13 protein-coding genes are annotated in these 19,615 nt (G+C 39.9%); 3 read left to right on the forward strand and 10 right to left on the reverse strand.

Annotated elements, in window-relative coordinates:
- Window positions 1-4: 4 nt before the first annotated feature.
- From OQX61_RS23495 to OQX61_RS23530, 8 genes are all read right to left on the reverse strand, one after another.
- The gene (locus tag OQX61_RS23495; RefSeq protein ID WP_265844285.1) at window positions 5-2,161 is read right to left on the reverse strand and encodes a TonB-dependent receptor; all 2,157 of its coding nucleotides are present in this window, start codon (window positions 2,159-2,161) and stop codon (window positions 5-7) included.
- Window positions 2,162-2,252: 91 nt separating this feature from the next.
- A complete protein-coding gene (locus OQX61_RS23500) occupies window positions 2,253-4,757 on the reverse strand; it encodes a zinc-dependent metalloprotease (protein ID WP_265844286.1) in 2,505 nt (834 codons plus the stop codon).
- A 19-nt stretch (window positions 4,758-4,776) separates the two neighbouring features.
- A complete protein-coding gene (locus OQX61_RS23505; protein WP_265844287.1) occupies window positions 4,777-5,337 on the reverse strand; it encodes a hypothetical protein in 561 nt (186 codons plus the stop codon).
- A gap of 27 nt (window positions 5,338-5,364) precedes the next feature.
- A complete protein-coding gene (locus OQX61_RS23510; RefSeq protein WP_265844288.1) occupies window positions 5,365-6,852 on the reverse strand; it encodes a RagB/SusD family nutrient uptake outer membrane protein in 1,488 nt (495 codons plus the stop codon).
- An 11-nt stretch (window positions 6,853-6,863) separates the two neighbouring features.
- Window positions 6,864-10,160, reverse strand: coding sequence for a SusC/RagA family TonB-linked outer membrane protein (locus tag OQX61_RS23515; RefSeq protein ID WP_265844289.1), 3,297 nt, complete (start codon window positions 10,158-10,160; stop codon window positions 6,864-6,866).
- 242 nt (window positions 10,161-10,402) lie between these two features.
- Window positions 10,403-11,581, reverse strand: a complete 1,179-nt coding sequence (locus tag OQX61_RS23520; RefSeq protein ID WP_265844290.1) for a FecR family protein — start codon at window positions 11,579-11,581, stop codon at window positions 10,403-10,405.
- A gap of 94 nt (window positions 11,582-11,675) precedes the next feature.
- Complete coding sequence (locus OQX61_RS23525) at window positions 11,676-12,275, reverse strand: RNA polymerase sigma-70 factor (RefSeq protein WP_265844291.1); 600 nt, start codon at window positions 12,273-12,275, stop codon at window positions 11,676-11,678.
- Between the two features lie 133 nt (window positions 12,276-12,408).
- Window positions 12,409-14,226, reverse strand: a complete 1,818-nt coding sequence (locus OQX61_RS23530; protein WP_265844292.1) for a serine hydrolase — start codon at window positions 14,224-14,226, stop codon at window positions 12,409-12,411.
- Window positions 14,227-14,450: 224 nt separating this feature from the next.
- Between OQX61_RS23530 and OQX61_RS23535 the strand changes: the two genes are divergently transcribed.
- Together OQX61_RS23535 and punC are read left to right on the forward strand one after the other, a co-directional pair.
- Window positions 14,451-14,993, forward strand: a complete 543-nt coding sequence (locus tag OQX61_RS23535; RefSeq protein WP_265844293.1) for a GNAT family protein — start codon at window positions 14,451-14,453, stop codon at window positions 14,991-14,993.
- 44 nt (window positions 14,994-15,037) lie between these two features.
- The gene (gene punC / locus OQX61_RS23540) at window positions 15,038-16,237 is read left to right on the forward strand and encodes a purine nucleoside transporter PunC (RefSeq protein WP_265844294.1); all 1,200 of its coding nucleotides are present in this window, start codon (window positions 15,038-15,040) and stop codon (window positions 16,235-16,237) included.
- Between the two features lie 5 nt (window positions 16,238-16,242).
- Here punC and OQX61_RS23545 read toward each other — a convergent pair whose 3' ends face one another.
- Window positions 16,243-17,967, reverse strand: a complete 1,725-nt coding sequence (locus OQX61_RS23545) for a hypothetical protein (protein ID WP_265844295.1) — start codon at window positions 17,965-17,967, stop codon at window positions 16,243-16,245.
- Between the two features lie 198 nt (window positions 17,968-18,165).
- Between OQX61_RS23545 and OQX61_RS23550 the strand changes: the two genes are divergently transcribed.
- On the forward strand, window positions 18,166-18,636 hold the full coding sequence (locus OQX61_RS23550; RefSeq protein ID WP_265844296.1) for a hypothetical protein: 471 nt from the start codon (window positions 18,166-18,168) through the stop codon (window positions 18,634-18,636).
- A 56-nt stretch (window positions 18,637-18,692) separates the two neighbouring features.
- Here OQX61_RS23550 and OQX61_RS23555 read toward each other — a convergent pair whose 3' ends face one another.
- Complete coding sequence (locus OQX61_RS23555; protein ID WP_265844297.1) at window positions 18,693-19,526, reverse strand: hypothetical protein; 834 nt, start codon at window positions 19,524-19,526, stop codon at window positions 18,693-18,695.
- Window positions 19,527-19,615: the final 89 nt, after the last annotated feature.

A 19,615-nucleotide genomic window follows, 5' to 3' on the forward strand; every position in this document is an offset into this window, starting at 1 on the left:
CCTGCTAATGATTAAAATCATCCCCGTCAATATTCATTAAAAAACTGAGTAAAAAACTACGCTTTGCAGGGGGAAGAACAGCTTCCCTCCGACTGCCATCATAAGCATAGCGATACCCATATACATTCTTAAAGCCAAATACATTATTGACGTTCAGGTTAAAGGCGGAGAATCCTTTAATCCATCCCGGCAGATGGGTAATTCCCAGGCTGACATTGTGATTATTCTGAGTCCTTTCGCTCATAAAAACCTTGCTTAAAGGATTGAAATAACTCCTGCCGCTGCTATAAGTATAAGTGCCTGAAAACTGCCAGCGAACATCCCTTGTACCCCTCATTGCGACCAGGTTAAAGGTATGCTTCGGTGCAAAAGAAGGTCTTGCTGCGCTTTCAAAATCAATATAATCTCTTTTGGTATCCAGAAAAGAATACGAAACATAGTACTCGGTTAAATCCATACTCTGCTTGTCTTTCCAGAACACATCAAAGCCTCTTGCATAACCTTTTCCTTTATTGTTGAAATCAGAAATCTGCATTGGTGGCCCGTAAGCCTGAAAACCGGAAAATACTGGTGTTTTAATTTTAACGAGCTGTTGGTAATCTTTCAGATAAGCAGAGACCCTTAAAACTCTAAACAAGACTTTCAGCTCATACTCCAACGCATATTGAATAGATTTTTCATAATCCAGTGAAGCGGTTTGGGTAAGGAAACTATCATCAGGTTTTTGATAGTAGATGCCATAGGAAGCCACCAGCTTGTTTTTAGCATCTGGCTGATAATATAAGGCAGTACGTGGTGCCAGATTCATCTTTTTAAGGTAGGACGATGATTCCAACCTCAACCCCGACTTTAAGTTCAGTTGATCTGTAAAATAGAGTTCCGATTCCACAAATCCCGCAGCAAGCACATCGCTATAGCTTCTGGAAGTCCCGCCATAACCTTCTGACCTGGTATTCTCAAACAGCTCTCCTCCCAGGTTGATCAATGAGCTCCCCCTGAATTTTCTGGCAAAATATAACTTCTGATGCCCTACCTTATCATCCTGGTGATAAGCAACATCATTTACCTCACCAGATTCCAGGGTACTATTATAGGCAGCACCTGCATATACTTTCCAGTCTGAGCCAACAAAATCCTGATAATTCGTATTGAAGTATAAGTTCTTATTGCGGTTAGAAAGCAAATCCAGCGAGGTATAATTTGGATTCTTGATATTAAAGGAAAGCCTTGTATCACTGTAATCGGTAAAAACCTTTAACATTCCTGTGCCCGAAGTTTTCAATTTATAATGAAGTGATAACTGCTTTTGTTCCGGATCCTTTTCCCAAAGCGTATATTGTGGTACCAAAGAATTATAAGGAGAAAAGTTATAATAATTACCACCCAGGGTCAAAGAGCTGTTCTTAAAGCGATGGGTATGCGCTGCACCCAGGCCCAAACTAATTAATGCAAACTCCGTAGAAGATTTCTGAGCAACACCTCTGGTATCTAATGTTAAAACAGAAGACAATGCCTGGCCATTCGCCGCAGCATATCCATTGGTACTAAAAGTCGTCTTGTCAAAAAGGAAGGCAGAAAATCTGCTTCTATTAGCCAGATCCGGCAAACGACTGCCAAAAGCATTCTTCACCAGCATCCCGTCGAACAGTACCGTAGTTTCTGCCGCTGTGCCCCCACGCACAAAAAAGCCGGTTTCATTTCCTGCAGGAGCAGCACCTGGAAAAGTTTGCAATGCAGCAGTTACATCCGCAGCAGCGCCGGCAGTAAGCACCATAGCAATCGGGCTCAGGGTATAATCCCGGTTAACCTCCGTCAGATTGCGCATATTCAGAATCTCAATTCCTGCCAGGTTATGGTTGTTTTCACGGAGGATAAAATTAACCTTTAGGCTATCCCCTTTAATCAGCAAACGCAGACTATCTGGTAAATAACCAATTGCAGAAACACGAAGCAGGTAATTACCAGTGCTATTCGCCCTGAGGCGGAAACGTCCAATGGAATCAGTGGAGGTACCCAAACCCAGATTAACGACCCTGATGCTCACCCCTGGCATAGGCAAACCATCCGCAGACTGAACTTTTCCGGACAATATCGTTTGTCCGTAGCTAAAAAGCTGGCATAATATAAACCCCGCAAGTAGAAATATCTTCTTGTTCAGCATTGTAAATGAAATTAAAAAAGGAATGGATGGAGAAATAGCCTCCAGGCTAAATTTAGCGAGGAGGCTTGAGAAACGTATTGTGGAATGATTGTTAACCTTTAACGTAAAGGGCTTTATCAATTCTTTCCTGCATATCAATTAAATGATATTTGGTGATGCTATCCTGTGTTTTAGGAATTGCATTTTTTATACTGATGCGTATTCTTTTTAATTCGGCTTTAGCGATTGAAGGCACATCCGTTTCTGAAGTTTGTACATTTTTAAAAGCAAGAATAGCGATTAAAGATCCAACATAACTTTTCTGCATATTTCTGCGGGAACGATCCATTTTGATTTGAGCTGGATTTAAATCTCTCCAAATCATCTTGTGCAATGCATTTAAATGGTCATCAATGGTATAAGAACCTTTGCCAAACCGATTTGCATTTGCTACAATGTTTTGCAGAAAGCCATCTCTTAATAAGGTATTTAATACTTTGACCTGAAAATCTTCCACAAAATGTGCTCCGGAAGGGTTTCCGCTTCCATTGTACATTGGGTCCAATGTTCTGTCTTCCAAATCTTTATTCAACAACCAGGTAGGCGTCGTAAATAGCTCTTTATCAAAAAACTGCATGGCTTCTAACTGCATTTTCCGGGGTGTTGCGGTATATACCGCTTTATTCTGACCCTGGCTACTATAGTTTCGGTTAACGCCACCGATATTTTTTAACACATGGTTTAAATACCTATTGTATTGAGTGGCAAGCTCCGTATGGATTTTAGTTAAATTAGTATAATCAGCATCTTTTTCATAGACCCAATTTTTCAATTTTGGTAGTATTCTTTTTAGGTTTTTAATCCCATAAACACTGGCTTTCATCGCATTATCACCCAGATCCTCTGTTTGAGAACGTGGATCGCCATACTCCGTTTCACCATCTCCAAACCATAATCTAGGGTTTGCAGATACACGGTCAACTATCCATTGGTTAACAATTTTCTGATCTTCATCAGCATTGGCTGCAAAGCTATTTTTGTAGCCCCATTCAATTGCCCATTTGTCATAATCGCCAATTTTAGGGAATAAGTATTCTTGAGGAATGTGATCTTCTGGTTGGGCAACATAGTTAAAACGGGCATAATCCATCATACTGGCCGTATGTCCATACTTTTTCAGGTAACTTAAACTTCTCAAACTATCAACAGGGGTTTTACTGCTCGAACCGAAATTGTGACGTAAACCTAAGGTATGGCCAACTTCGTGGCTCGATACAAAACGAATCAATTCGCCCATTAACTTGTCATCCAACTTGGCTTTTCTTGCTTCAGGATCATTAGCACCTGCCTGAATGATGTACCATTGATTTAATAATTCCATGATATTATGGTACCAACCAATATGGGTTTGAATAATCTCTCCACTGCGTGGATCGGCAACATGTGGTCCGTAAGCATTACTAGTCGCTGATGGCAGGTAATTCAGAACAGAATAACGCGCATCATCCATATGCATGTTGCTATCATTTTCTGGCCAGGCTTTTCCTACTACTGCATTTTTGAAACCTGCTTTTTCAAAAGCGACTTGCCAGTCTTCTATACCTGCAATTAAAAAAGGCACCCATTGTTTTGGCGTAGCTGGATCGATATAAATAACGATTGGTTTTTTAGGCTCCACCAATTCTCCTTTTTTCCATTTCTCAATATCCTGATCTTTAGGCTCTAAACGCCACCTGGAAATAAACTGCTTAGACTCTGCATGGTGCTGGTCGTCCGCGAAAACATTATATTGTCGGGCAAAATAACCCACTCTTTTATCAAAAAACCTTCTTTGCATCGGCGTTTTAGGCAATACAATAAATGAAGTACTGGTTTCTAAACTTACGGTGCCTGTACCAGCTATTGCTTGTTTACCGGGTAAACTCTTACTAATACCAATTTCAACATTTAATGGATAAGCACGAATAGACTCTATATAAGTATCCTTTAATGGAGAAGCTGAAAGCTTTTTCAGTAATGGAGAAGTCGAATTGATACTATTTATGAAATTGTATTCTGTTAAAAATTTAGTCACATCAATTACATAACTACCCGAGTCTTTAGCATAGGCAATAATAGGGAATGTTGCGATGAGCGGATTTAAATTGGAGGCTAAAACCGCTTTGCTAATGTTGCTTTTCGGATCAGCTTCATTAAGAATTAAATTAAAACGAACTCTAATGGAGGAATCCGGACCTAGTTCAAATTGAATTAAGTTTTCATCCAATTGCTCTCCCGCAAACATATCGAAATTACCCGGAACCTTTTTTAGCCGGTTGATGACCATAATATCTCTCTTCAACAAGCTATCAGGTATTTCAAAATAGATGGTATCTCTATGCTGGTGTACATTAAATAAGCCTTTCTGGCTCTTAAAATCCTTATTGATGACGCTTTCGTAAGGTTTTATTTTTTTTAAAGGATTAATCTTAGGCTTTACAACGGCCTTGGTGGTATCAGATAAAGCGATCTTCGATCTTCTGGATTTTTTACTTTTCTTGTCTTGCGCCTGCGCTAAGAAAGAGCTGAAAATCAAAAGAACAATTAATAAAAGTTTAGTACAGTTGTTAATTTTCATTGTTTTTTTTATTCTAGGTTTAAAAATTCGTGTTTTCTTGAATGATTTTCCTGGCGGTAATTCCAGGTAAATTGTTGAGCGCTGCTTTAAATTCTTCCGCATTTGATGCGGAACCAGCATCCCAACGGATGATTACAGGGACAGCAAAAGTCTCTTCCTTTTCTAAACTGTATGCTTCTTTTTCGCCGGTTTCTGTGGGATTATTTCTTAAATCAAGCATAATGCCTTTATTTTCTGCGGACCATTCTTTTAAATAGGTAGCCATAAATGGTTTTACTGTTTTAATTAAATTTAATACGGTCTCCCCTGTTTCTGAATTTAGTTGAACAGACAGAAAGTCACTATGGTCTACACCATCTTGCAGGCTGACCAGTTCTGTGTTAAATTTCATTCCCAAAAAAGTATACGTTTTGGCAAGTAAAGGTGTTTTTGTTTCTGCAACTTCAAAGGAATCTAGTGGCATGGTTTTTCTTTCGTCACTTTCAGGCACTCCATAGTAGTCCCCACAAGATAAGATCAGCACGCTTGAAGAAAATAAGGCAATAGCTGCCCAGACCTTCATGGATGAATAAGGTTTCATGGTAAAAGTTTATGATGGTTTTATTAATTAATAGCCCGGGTTTTGTGTTAATCCAGGGTTTGCTATAATTTCTTTTGATGGAATTGGGAATACTAATTTATTGGCGTTAATGGCACTTTTCTCAGGTGTTTTTGCCAGTTCAATTAAAGCCTTCCCTGTTCTTTTCAGATCAAAAAAGCGGTGCCCCCACTCTGTGAAAAGTTCAGAACGGCGTTCCTGTGCAATCGCGGCTAAAATACCAGCCTGGTTGCTTGCTAAACTATTATCCAAACCAGCACGGTTTCGGATTTTATTGAGATCAGCTAAAGCCAGATCTGCTTTATTTTGCATAGCCAACGCTTCTGCGCGTATTAAATAGATTTCGGCCAATCTAATCACAATATAACTCGTTCTTTCTTGCTCATCATTGGGATATTTATTAGAGAAGTAGTATTTTTTGCCATTGTAAGGTGCATCCGTTGGACTTCCATTATAGTTTACCCAGGTTGTTTTACGCTGATCTCCGCTTTCAAAAGCATTCACTAAATTTTCATTCAAGTAAAATATCGGAACAAGATATGGTTGAAACTCTGAATACATTGAAGGATCTAAAAACATTTCCTGATCTGCTTCTGGTAATAAATACAGTGGTAAGAAAGGGACTAAAGAAACCGTTTCACTCATCCGTCCTATTAAAACGCTCCTATTCACGTTTAATTCAAAAATGGTCTCCCGACTATTTTGTTCGAAAGTATGGGCTAAGGCGGCTAAACTAAATTGGCCACTGTTCATTACATTATTGGCATGTATGGCAGCTTGTTCCCAGTTTTTAGCATACAAATAGGTTCTGGCTAAAAGCGCTTCTGCACTGAGTTGATTGGCTTTTGTTCTAACAGTACTACTTGCAGTACTTTGTGGAAATAATGCAATCGCCTCCGTTAGATCTTTAATAATTTGTTCATAAACGGCTTGTTGCGAAACCCGGATCAATTTTATAGTCTCACTATATTTACTGCTTAAAGGCAGTGGTATTTCTCCATAAAAGTTACTGAGGTAAAAAAAGTTAAATGCCCTGATAAACTTTGCCGATGCTTTCAATTCGTTCCTCTTCCCGGGGGTAAGCAGAGCGGATGTTGAAGCTTGCTCTCCATCTAATATTGCATTTGCAGCATAAATATTTTTATAAGCAGCTGTCCACAACAAATTCGCAGATATTGTATTTCCTATAAGCATGGAATTGGTAAACAACTCATTATCTTCGCGATAGTCAACAGGATTACTGGGTACCAATTCATCCGCTGCTAAGCCCCCATACATGCTTGCACCACCAAAAGTTAAAAGCGGAGCTCCATCTGTGCCAACCATTTGGCTATATAATCCGGCTAAAGTTTGGCTCGCCTGATCATCAGAACTAAAAATCTTAACACTGGTTACGGTGTCTATCGGTTCGTCTATATCCACCAGTTTTTTACAAGCCACAGTAAATACCACTGCTAATAACAGCAGACATTTGATATAATTAGTATTTAATTTCATAGTATATTTCTCTAAAAAGTACAATTTAAACCCATGGTAAACACTCTTGTTGGTGGCATTCCACCGGATTGTTGTGTTTCTGGATCCATCCCTTTGTATTTAGTAATCACAAAAATATTCTGCCCGGTAACATTAACTGATAATGCACTTATCCCTAAAAATTTGAGCGCGTTCCCAGGCAAGCTATAAGCCAGTTGTATATTTTTTAGCTTGATAAAATCTGCGTCTACCAAATAGGCATCAGAGCTGCCATAATAACCATTATCTGGGGTGCTTAGGTTTGTGAATTTGGCATAAAGAGCCTGATCACCAGGTTGCCGCCAGGTATTTTCATACCCGTACTTTGTTATGTTTCTACTACCAAGAGGTTGGGTACCAAATTTCCCTTTGATTTTGCTGTAATAAAATTGAGTAGACAGACTAATATTTTTGAATCTGAAACTTTGGGTCATTCCTCCAAAAAATTCTGGGGAAGTATTGATCGCTACACCCCGGTCATCTCCTAAGGTACCGGCCGGAACATTGCCGAGATAGGAGACTTTTCCATCTCCATCAAAATCATAATAAGTGTACAGCCCTGTATTAGGGTCTACGCCCAAACTTTTGAAAACATAACTGTTGTTCAATGATTGGCCAATTTTATAATAACTGTAATATGGAGATTCTTCAAAGTTTTCGTATCCGACTAATTTGTTGTCGTTCTTAGAAAAATTGAAACTGGTGTTCCAGCTGAAGTTTTTGGTGTTGATGATTTGGGCTGTAAGCATGAATTCAATCCCCTTATTTTCTACTTCTGCAGGAGAGTTCATCACAATGTTATTGAAACCAGTATAGATTGGTGATGGAAATTCTAACAACTGATTGTTTGTATAATCAGAATACCAGGCAAAATCTATGTTTACAACATCTTTAAAGAAGGCTAAGCTTAGCCCAAGTTCTGTTTTTTTGTTTTGCTGCCATCTAAAATCGCTGTTGGGTTGTATTTGTGGTACAAGTGCATTGACTCCATCGTAGGGCCATAATTTAACTCCTAAATAGTCATTTCCATATTGCGTTAAATATTTATAATCGCCAACAGCATCGCTTCCTAAAATTCCATAACTACCCCTTAATTTAATTAAGCTGATCGCTTTTGGCAGGTATTTTTGCACCCATTTTTCTTCAGATACAATCCAGGCGGCACCAATGGAACCAAAATTACCATAACGGTTATCCGGACCAAAACGGCTGCTTCCATCTCTTCTGGCGTTTAAGTTTAAAATGTATTTATTTTCCCAGTTGTAATTTATTCTGGCAAATACACCTGCGTATTTATAGGCTAAAACCGACTCCTTATTCACATAGGTAGTTGCCGCGTTAATGCTGGTTAATTGTTCGTCGGAGGCAAAACCTGAAGCAGTTAATATGCGGGAATTTGTGGAGTTATTTTGGAAAGTCCCTCCTAGTAGCAGCGCTAATTTTCCTTTTCCAATAAAAGTATTATAATTTGCCTGAGGCTCTACTAAAAAATTTTTAGCGCTCATGTTGGAGGTGATTATGGTCGCTTTAGAATCTGGACTTAAGGCTATATTAAAGCTAGCAAGAGGTAAAATATTTCTTAAGTCTGAATTATTACTGTTATAGCCGAAGTTTACCTTAAAATTAAAGTTATTAAAAAAGCTATAGCCTATACTTATACTAGAATTTAAATAGTCGTTAGTGTTTTTCTTTGGTCTTTTTAAGGAGGTAAATGCATCCATCTCATTGGCCCATTCCTTAAAATTAAAGCCGCCTTTTACATCAAAAATATCAGGCGCATTGGTTGGTGCTATAGCGATATCTCCTACTGAAATACTGTTATCTTCTGATGAGGTATAACTCGCCATGAATTCTATTTTAAATCGTTGATCTAAACTGTTGTGTGATAAAGAAGTATTAGCAGAAATACGCTGGTTTAGGCCGCTGTATGTACTAATATCTTTAGTCCGGTTTAATCCTGATGATAATCTAAAAGTAGTTTGCGCGTCTCCACCACTGAGGTTCGCATCAAAATTGGTCCATTTACCTAAGTTTCCGTAACCCATCTCCTGCCAATCAGTATATCTGTTTTGGTCATATTTTAATAATTCGGGTGCAGTTAGTATGGTAGGTGTGGTGCCATCATTTTTGAAAGCCTGCCTGCGCATATCCAGGTACTGTTCGGTATTTAATAAGTCCCATTTTTTAATGATCATTTTAACGCCTTGCTGACCATTAATAGCAAAGGTTGTTTTGCCTGCTTTACCCTTTTTTGTGGTAATTAAAATGACGCCGTTTCCACCTCTACTTCCATATATCGCCGTAGCATCTGCATCTTTTAATACGTCAATCGATTCTATATCACCCGGATTAATGTTATACAATGGACTATTGCCATTTAGCCCGGTAGAGATCGCACTTTGCGTACCTGCACCTAAAGCATTAGATACGGGGCTTAATATGGTGAGTGGCACACCATCAATAATGTATAATGGCTCTGAGCTAAGATTAGCGTTAATTGATTTTCGTCCTCTTAATTCAATTTTTTTAAGGCCGGCATCCCGGCTATCTAGACTCGTAATTTCTAAACCAGGTACTGCACCTTGCAAAGCCATAATTGGGTTATCCAGCAATTGCTTTCCAATATCGCTGGCAGTAACGCGGACAATGTTACCCGTAGCTAATCGCTGTGTAGTTTTACCGTAACCCTGGACTACTATCGCATCTAAGGCATTGGTAGTTTCCGTTAAATAAACAAAAATTCCCATATTATTTTTAACTGCAACATATTTATTAACATAACCAATATAACTACAAACTAAGGTATCTGTTGGTAATACATCTTTTATAGTAAAGACACCTCTAATGTCCGTATATACTGCCTTTTTAGTCCTTTTAACCATGACGGTTGCACCGATCAAGGGCGTACTGGTTTTTTCAATAAAAACATAACCCGTAATGTCATTGGCATTTAATTGATAATCCAGGTTCTCCTTCAGGCTTTCAAAAAATGATTTTTCCTTAATGAGAACGGTATGTTCTTCGAGGCTATAGGTTAAGTTTTGTCCTTTTAAACATTGCTTTAAAGCCTCATTTATATCCGCATTTTTAATGTTGATATTGAATGTTGATGCTTTCTGAATTACTTTAGCATCAAATAGAAAGTCGTAGCCACTTTGCTGACGAATTAATTTTAAAGCTTTTTCTAAGCTGATATTGGTTTGGTTGATATTGATTTTCTGGGCATAGCTACTGGCACTGACCTGTAGCATGGCGGCGAATACAATAAGAAAAACAAGTTGAATACGCATAATGATTTTTCGCCTTAAGGCTGGACTGAGCTGGTTAGACTTCCTGTCCGGGCATATACTCAACTTCTGCATACAGGAATTTATCCCATATGAGAAATTACTACTAAATTTCATACATTTGAATAGTTTGGGTTATCGGTTTAATTGTTTGTTCGCATGAATATTAATCAGGGGTAATCCAATACTTTTCAGGAGTGTTAGCGCACTCCTGAATTATTAAGATTCCCTGTAGTAAAGTAGAATTACTTCATCACAGTCACCCTCCTTCCATCAATTCTAATTTTCAGGCCTGTTATAGGTTCAATAATTTTGATTAAGCCGGAAATATTTTTTGAACGGGAAACCCAGCCTCCCAGCTTGACCGCCTTTGGATCAACATCCTGAAAAACCACCTCCACATCATACCAGCGTTCTATTTTTTTCATCACACTCGCCAAATCCTCATCTTTAAATATAAAGTCGCCGTTTTTCCAGGCCATAACGCTTTCCAGATCTGCTGCCGCTCTTTTCAAGCGGTCATTGTGCACATCCAGTGTCGCCTGCTCACCTGGCTTCAAGATAAGGTCCTGTTCTTTACTGCTTGTTTTAATCCGGCCTTCCAGCAAAGTGGTGACCTGATTTTCTTCATCCGGATAGGCATTCACATTAAAGTGTGTGCCCAATACCTCCACCACCTGGTTGGAAGTATGTACCAGAAAAGGACGGTTTGCAAAGTGTGCTACTTCAAAGTAAGCCTCCCCGCTTAGGGTCACTTCCCTTTTCTTAGTACTAAAAACGTTGGAATATTTAAGTTTAGAAGCTGCATTTAGCCAAACTGCTGTACCGTCCGGAAGACGTACCTGATATTGACCGCCCCTTGGCGTCTCAATGGTATTGATCAAACCCGCATTTTTAGAACCGAAATCATTGATGGTATAAATCAGCTGTCCGTCTTTGGTCTTGGTAATTTGTACGCCGGCTTCAAGATTCTGCGTTCCGTTTTTCAGGGTATCCAGTAGAATCACTTCGCCGGTACCTAATACCAATCGTGCTTTATTGGAACCGGGGCCAATCAAACTTGCCGCCAGTTCCTGTCCTTTATCATAAGTATTACGCTGTTGTATATAAAGCCCGAGGCCAAGACAAAGTGCAATAGATGCTGCAATGGAAATGCTGGTCCATAATTTCCTGCGACCAGGTGTTTTCAATTCGATAGCTGGAGATGGAGCATTCAATACCGCAGATAATATGCGATTTTCCTGTTCCGCAGAAAACGGACTTTGGATCGGCTCAAAGCCGTAGTAATGCTGGTCTATGATTCTTTTCAATTGCTGATCATAATTCCCGGAATCAATGAGGCGCAACAGTTCTTCCGTTTCAGCAGGACTGCCTTGCTTACTGAAATACTGTTCGAATAAATAGGAAAATCGTTCTTCTAGCATAAATTTAATAGATGCAGGCCATAGAAATCTGCCTCATCTACACTAAAGAGTAAATACTCAGGAAAAAGGGGGTAATGGATTTAAAATATATTTTTTAGCGGATGATTATAGTAGATGTCAGCACCAGAAGGATACTCAGATCGATACGACCATTTACGTCTTTCCGGATAAACTGAACCGCTAATTGGATGTGTTTTTTGACTGTTTCGGGGGATAATTGAAGTGCTTTAGCAATCTCATCATGCTTTAAACGGTCATACCGACTCATCTTATAGACTTTTTGCTGCTGCTCAGGTAATTTATCAACGGCCATTTCGATCAGCTTCCGGTAGCCATCCGCAGGGTTATCGAGTTCATCTAAGGCAAATTCCGTTAAAGCCTCTTTTTCAAATGCAGCATGAACAACGCTTTTAGCGGCCATTTTTTTTAGCACTAAAAAGGCCTCATTCCTACATAGGATATATAAGTAACCACTAAAATTGGAGATATCTGTCAGCGTTTCCCGCCTTACCCAGATCTTGATAAAGGAATCCTGAATGATCTCCTCTGTGATATCGATAGAATTTGTGAGCTTAAAAACAAACTCAGCAAGAGGTTTGGCATACCAATGGAATAATTCAGCAAAGGAACGCTCGTCGCCTTCCGCTATTTTTTTTAGAATGTAAACTTCATTTTCCAGTGGTCTGACTGCCATTATTGAGATACCCTTTTTGTGGTGTTCCGGGAAACCAATATTATAAATAATTTGTCAATATATTACCATAACCGACGCCTGCTCCTTAAAATTACCCCTATGCTAATTATGGAGCAAGCGTCGGATATTGTTTTTATTCAGACGTTAATGATTTAACCATTCTGGCAGCATTCTCGTTTCCAGGATTAAGTTTCAAGGCCTTTTCATAGTTCTCCTTTGCCAGTTGTTTATCGCCATTGGCAAGATATGCTTCTCCCAGACTATCATAAGTATTCCCGCTTTCCGGATAGAACAAGGTGTTTATTTTGAAAATAGCGATAGCCTTTCTAAAATCTTTAGCGTTTAATTGCGCGTATCCCTGACCATTGATGTTAGACTCGCTGATGATAAAATGTCCCGGATCTGCCGCTTTAATTTTTCTGAATAAAACCAAAGCTTCTTCAAATTGACCGTTATCAATAAGTTCAGAAAGTGTATCTTCAGTCTTAGCCAATCTTGGGTTCTCATAGCGAACCGGATCATGGAACATCGAGTAAACCAGATACATTTTCTGATCTGCAGGATTCCGCAAAAACTTTACCTTACGCTCCCAACCTTTCATCACATAAGTATCCGCTGCTACTTTAAACAATTCCAGAGGCTGATCCATATTATTTTGAAGGAACAACCTCCCCTTTTCTTCCCGAATTTTAGTTAGCCCATATTTGTCAGTTTGGTAACGACCTACCGCCTTATTCCGGTCTGCTACCTGAATAGCTAATTTTTTATAGACCGGAAAATCAAAATCCGGCCAGTTAAAAGTAGTGGTTACCGCACGCATCAGCTCCGTATTCAGATCTGGCTGATTGCCATTCGTTAAGATCACGACTCCATCGCCATGCGCTGTATTTGCGATCATCATGCTAGAAAAACCTTCATTCCAGCCATTGTGCATAAAATACTGCGTCTCATTTCTTTTTTCCAGAAAAATACCCAAACCCTCAAAAGGCTCAATAAAAGGGCTGACAAACTGTTTGGCCATATTTTGAGATAGTACCTTATGGCTTTCTCCTTTTAAAGTAGATTGTACATCGATGATAAATTTCGAAAGGTCTGTTGCAGTCGTCCAGAGTCCGGCAGGTGCCATTTCCGGGTAAGTATGTCTTTTTCCGGGAACTTCCGAACCATTTGGTAAATAACCCGTCGCCGCCAGTTTTAGCTGTCCAGCAGTTAAAGGCTGATCATAAGTACTGTTTGTCATACCCAATGGCTCAAGAACCAATTCTTTCATGATTTGAGGATAAGGCTTCCCTTCGATATCGATCAGCATTTGTTGCAGGATACAATACCCACCACCAGCATAACGTAAAGATCCACCAGGAGTTTTATCCACCCTGATCTGCGGAGAGTTGGCCGGTTTAGCGCCATTGAGCACCTGAATAAGTGTAGGAACGGAATCTCCAACTGCATAACCCGCAAAACCGCCAACGGTAACTCCGCCGCTATGGCTCAACAAGTGTTTCAGATTTACCTTTTTTGCAGCCGTAAACTCATTATCCGGAAGCTTCCAGGTTTTAAGGTAATTATTCACATCCGCGTCAGCATCGATTTTACCCAGCTCTACTACCTTTAATGCCGCATAGGCGCTGACTGGCTTACTGATCGAGGCCGCCTGAAAGAGCGTTTGATCCGTTACCGGAACTTTGCTTGTTTTATCTGTGATTCCATAGCTTTTGATATAGGCAATTTTAGAATTCTTTATGACCGCAATACTCAATCCCGGAACACCATAATGTTTCATTCTTGACTCAATGGTCCATACGGAATCTCCCTCAAAACGAACCGCGGGAATCAATCCTGACTCCACCTTTTTGATCAAAGCTTTAGTCTTAGGGTCAGATTGGGCAAATAGCTGCTGAGTACTTAAGGAGGCAATCAGGAATAAAGGGAGTAACCAGGAAGATCTCATCATGTTCTTTTTTCTAAAGACGTCAAATAGTAATCAAAAGTTACAAAATTTTTAATTAATTGATCAGCAACGTTTATTTGGAATCTCTTTCCATACCATATCCGTACCTGCGTAGCTGGTTTAAGGAGTTGTCATATAAAACTTATAGTATTAAGACCTTCCAAAGTTTGAATTCAGCTACAACATCCATATATTGAACTTTATAAAGCTCCACAGTCCCTATAAGCATGATAAAAATTGACGACAGATTAAGTCTTGAGGTAATCAGCGAACCAATAGCTAAATTGCTATTCAAGGCTATAGATGACAACAGAGCACACCTTTCCGTATTTCTACCCTGGGTGGAGAACATGAAGGACTCCGATGATTTTCTACTTTACCTGATTGCCTCCAGACACCTTACGGCTGAAGGAAAAGAGCTGAGTTATGCCATTTTGTTTGATCAGGTTCCGGTAGGAAGAATAGGATTACACCATATAAATCACCAAAATAACAATGCATCTATCGGCTATTGGTTAACAAAAAGTGCGGAAGGAAATGGTTTAGTTATACGATCCTGCAAAGCCCTGATCAATTACGGATTTCAGGAATTGAAACTCAAAAGAATAGAAATAAAAGCGGCTGTAGAAAACATAAGAAGTCAGGCCGTACCACAAAGATTAGGCTTTACGAAAGAGGGTATATTGCGAAAATCCGAACTGGTCAACAATGAGTTTCATGATATCGTATTGTACTCCATCCTTGATGAAGAATGGAACAGTTTACAATAAAATGGCCATCAGATCCCTGATCTTTAACTTACCTTTGCGTAATCATGAAAAATGAGATTACGTTAAATCCTAAAAAAAATAGTTTCCTGTTCTTTCTTTACTTAGTTGGTCTTAGTATTATAGGTTTTTTAGCCACAGACATGTATTTACCGGCATTCGATAAAATGCGTTTAGATCTGGGCACCTCCAAAAGCAATATCAGTGCTACCTTGAGTTTATTCCTGGCTGGATATGGTATTGCACAATTATTATGGGGGCCAATCTCCGATAAATTTGGCAAGCCAAAAACAGTGCTTATGGGTTTAAGCATCTTTACCATTGCCTCCTTAGGTATCTATTTCACCCACAATGTAAGTCTTTTATTACTGCTGAGATTGATACAGGCAATAGGCGTATGTGCCGCTGCTGTAAGCTGGCAGGCCTTAGTGATCGAAAGATATCCAAAGGAAGAAACCAATAAGATTTTCGCCTCGATTATGCCATTGGTGGCACTATCACCTGCATTAGCACCCTTAATGGGCGCATTCTTACTCAACTATTTTGGCTGGAGATCAATCTTTATCGCACTTGCTTTAATTGCAGTTCTGCTCATCATTTACACCTTAACCATAAAAGACGAGAAAACGGTACAAACCATTAAAGCCGGGGACTCCACAGCAGACAAATCTTATAAGTCACTCTTAAAATCCAAACAATTCTTAGGAAATGTGTTACTCTATGCCCTTTGTTCCGCAGCATTTTTTGCCTGGCTTACCGGCTCTCCATTCTTCTTAAAAGAACTGGGCTACAATGAAAATCAGATCGGACTAAGTTTTTTCCCGCAAACCATTGCATTTTTAATCGGTGGATATGGCTATAGAAGCTTAACGAGTAGAATAGAAGGGAAAAAGTTACTCCCTTACTTACTGATCATCTATTCGGCAACTTGTTTAGCCCTTTATATCATTACCATCACCATGACGCCTACCTTAACCATATTGTTAATTCCATTTTGTTTAATGGCTTTGGCCAATGGGGCATCATACCCTATCGTTGTGGCAGAAGCCTTAAAATCAGCTTCACACAATGTAGGAAAAGCAGCCGCTATGCAAAACACCATTCAGTTGGGCATCTGTTTTATAGCCAGCGGAGTCGTTTCCTTGTTTTCAAAAGACGCTTTGCTAATCACTACTATTGTGATGGCTTCTACTGTCCCACTCGTTTATGTAGGCTATAAACTCACGCTAAATAAAGTCCTGAACTAATTCTGCTATTTCCGGCTATAATGATAATCAATCACGCGACCAGCTACTTGTAGCTGGTTGTTTTTTACCGTCCTTTTTTTGCCCGAAGGAATCTCCAGCAAAATCGCTGAAGTTAAGGCGGGAATCGTAAATTGAATCGCCTTGCTCACATTTCTGGCGATAACCTTTTGGGTTACCAGGTTATAAATATCAACTTTACCAGTCGGTTTAAAGCTCAGTTTTTTGGCTATGGGATAAGGGTTGTAAAACAACCAGGAAGGAAAACCCGGAGCCGCAAAGAAATCCGTTACATTCAAATCCAGCTGTAGAATCCCTTCTACGTTAGTTTTCCTGACCATGCTTCCAAAAATGCCTACATGTCCACTCCCATAAACACTAAACTGGGAGATTTCAGGGTTTTTACCGGGCACCCATTTAGGCCCATCCCCTTGCGCAACCGGCGCTTTTAAATCCAGGTACCGATCCTCAAATGTGGATGCTTTTGCCAGGCCCTCGTAAGCAATCACACCTTTGGTCACCTCCGCAAATCCCGGCAAAGTCTGATGCTCCAGCGGCATATATTGCGGATAAAACAACCTGGAGGCATTTACCGCATTCAACATCCATTTCCCGATGGCTGTGGCATAAGCAGGTTGATATTTCACCAATGGCACTAAAGGCCATGCCGCATCAAAAGTGTTCATTAAAAAACTGTAGCCACCATGATCCACCGTGCTTCCCACAGTGCCGGAAATGTCTATGCCATTCCAGCTTCCTGCCAGGAATCCCCAACCTTCCCTACATACCGCAGTACCGGAAAACGTCCAGTCCAGCATTTTTGGGACATCAAAACCCGTCCCTTCTTCTGCATTCATTCTGGCCGCTAAATAGGCACCAAAAGGCATTAACAATTCATAAGTAGGATTGATTTTTTCTGCATTTAAGGCCTTCATCGCGCTGATTGCACCTTTTAGATAACGTGGATCTCCGAATTTTTTATAAGCTGCATACAATACATAAGCATGTCCGGCCGCAGCGTCAGGCTGCAGGCAGATGGTATTGGTTTTAGGCAGCATTGCCCCATAGTCGAAATAAGAATAGTGGTAATTTCCGTTTAGGATGGAGTCTGCTTTAAAGAACTTTTCGGCAATCTTTTTTGCCAGCAGATCAAAATCCGGTTCTGCGGGATACTTTTCATAAATGGCATAAAAGAGCACATTGGGATACACATCATACCACCAATCTCTTCCGTACCCACCACCCAGCAAGGCTACTTCCGGCGCTGTATTGTTCATCATAATGTCCCAGCCGGTATCCCTGTTGAAGTAGTTTTTCAGCATAGCAACATAGTTCAGGCCTTGCTGATTGCTCTTGTCGACACCAACCAGCGAGGCGCCTAAAACGGCTCCCATATTGGCAAGCGCCTCATGAAACATCCCCTTATTGTTGCCTGGCCCCTGTCTGACATCCCCGATAGCAGTATACATTCCCAGTACTGGCTGATCGAAATTTTTACGGGTGCTGTCCATCCAAATCAATGGCCAGTACGCTCCTTTTGCCTTAAAATCATAGACGGTACTGTCGAAACGGAGCGCCATCTTTTTCCAGTCGATGATATTTAAGGGTTGAGGAAGGTTTGCCATCTCCTTTACGCGCGCAATCTGAACTTGCTTAACCTGTGCCTGGCCACTGATAACGGTAAACTGGCTACTGATCGTAAAAAGAAGGAATAACTTTAAAATGTATTTCATAAGCGCGTTTCAAATAAAGACAGGGCAGCTAAAGTGCAGTGGTCCCAAAAAGTCAGACACTATTTGGGAGCTTGCAAAGGCCGGACAGCCGGCTTGTCATAAGGTACATAAATTCAACATTACAAACCAGTTAGGCGTAAAAAAACAAATGAGTCCAACTGGTGTTTAACAAACTATCTAATCATTCAAAAAACCGATATGAAAACAATCTACCCTTCTGGAATTTCCCTGATTGCACTGGCTTTATTCAGTTGCAACTCTCAAAAAGCCAATACCAGTGCTCAAAAACAGGATTCGACAATGAATACTGTTGTAGATACCGCCAAAAAACAGATTGGCGGAAACAAAGACGAACATGGATGTTTGACATCCGCTGGTTATAGCTGGTCGGTTTTAAAAAAGGAATGCATTCGCCCCTTTGAATTAGCAACCAAAATGAAAGACCTGAGCAATAATAACTTTGCAGGATATGTGCTGTTCTCTGCGGACAACAAACAGGTGGAGATATTTGCCGTTGAATTTAATCCGGCAATTATACTCAGTGCAGCAGACACAGACGTATATACCTCAACCGATAAAAAATACAAAATGGAAAAAGATGCGCAGAAACATTGGTTCGTAACCAAAACTGAAGATGGAAAAGCGACCAGCATCTTACAACAAGAGTAATTAAACCTGGAAATTGTCATTCTATTCCTGTTAATATCAGGCCATAAATAAGTACTTTATCTGTTGTTTAGGTTATCATACTTAGTCTTAACCAACATCAATTGATACAAATCAACCCATGCGACTTTATAGCTATGGCTGATTTCAACCGGTTCAGGAACTTTAAATTGAATGATCCCTTTGTTGGTCAAGGCCCAGTTAAAACTGGTTTTTAAAGTATCACTCTGCTTATTTGGACCTTCAAAAGTATGTTTGTAATGCTGCACCTGTTCTAGTCTGCCAGAATGATCCCCCTTAAATTTCAACTCAATAAATCTTTTAATTACCCCTTCACTGAGGTTTTTACGGTAGGAATGATAGTAATTATCAGTCAAAGCCTCATATTCATTAAAAAATTTCCGGCATTTTTCAGTTTTGCACCATTCGGCAAAGCCAGATCTCAGCATATAAATGGTATCCGCATTTTTGGTATAGCTTAAATTCCAGTGCTTATTGGCCAGCAAATCCGCGATATCGAATTCCTGATTTGTTCTCTTTAGAAAAATGGTGTCTATCTGGTATTTTGCGCCTTTGGCCTGTCCGCCACCACGTGGGTTATATAAAGTAATGGCATCACTTATAAAATCTGCTTTAACAATCGGCTCTTCAACACGAAGCGGTGGCGCTTCCATGATCATCATTTCTGAAAGTAAAAACTTGTTATACCTTTTTTCCTTTAAATAAAAGGCCCCGTTTTTATCCGTTACGGTCTCACCCACCCGACAATCAGCAACCGGATTCTTATCGTAATCGACAATCACACCTGAAATTGCTGGTCTGGCCAACCTTGACACGCAGGAAGAAAGTAAAACAATGGAACAGAGTGGTAATAAGAAGCGTATTTTAATCATGGTTTGATAACATGGTTTGGTTCCAATAGTTTGCTCGCAATAGTTTGTGTTAAAAGAAGAGCCTGTCAAAAGTACTGCTTAGGGACCAG

The sequence above is a fragment of the Pedobacter sp. PLR genome, assembly GCF_026239675.1.
Taxonomy (GTDB): Bacteria; Bacteroidota; Bacteroidia; order Sphingobacteriales; family Sphingobacteriaceae; genus Pedobacter.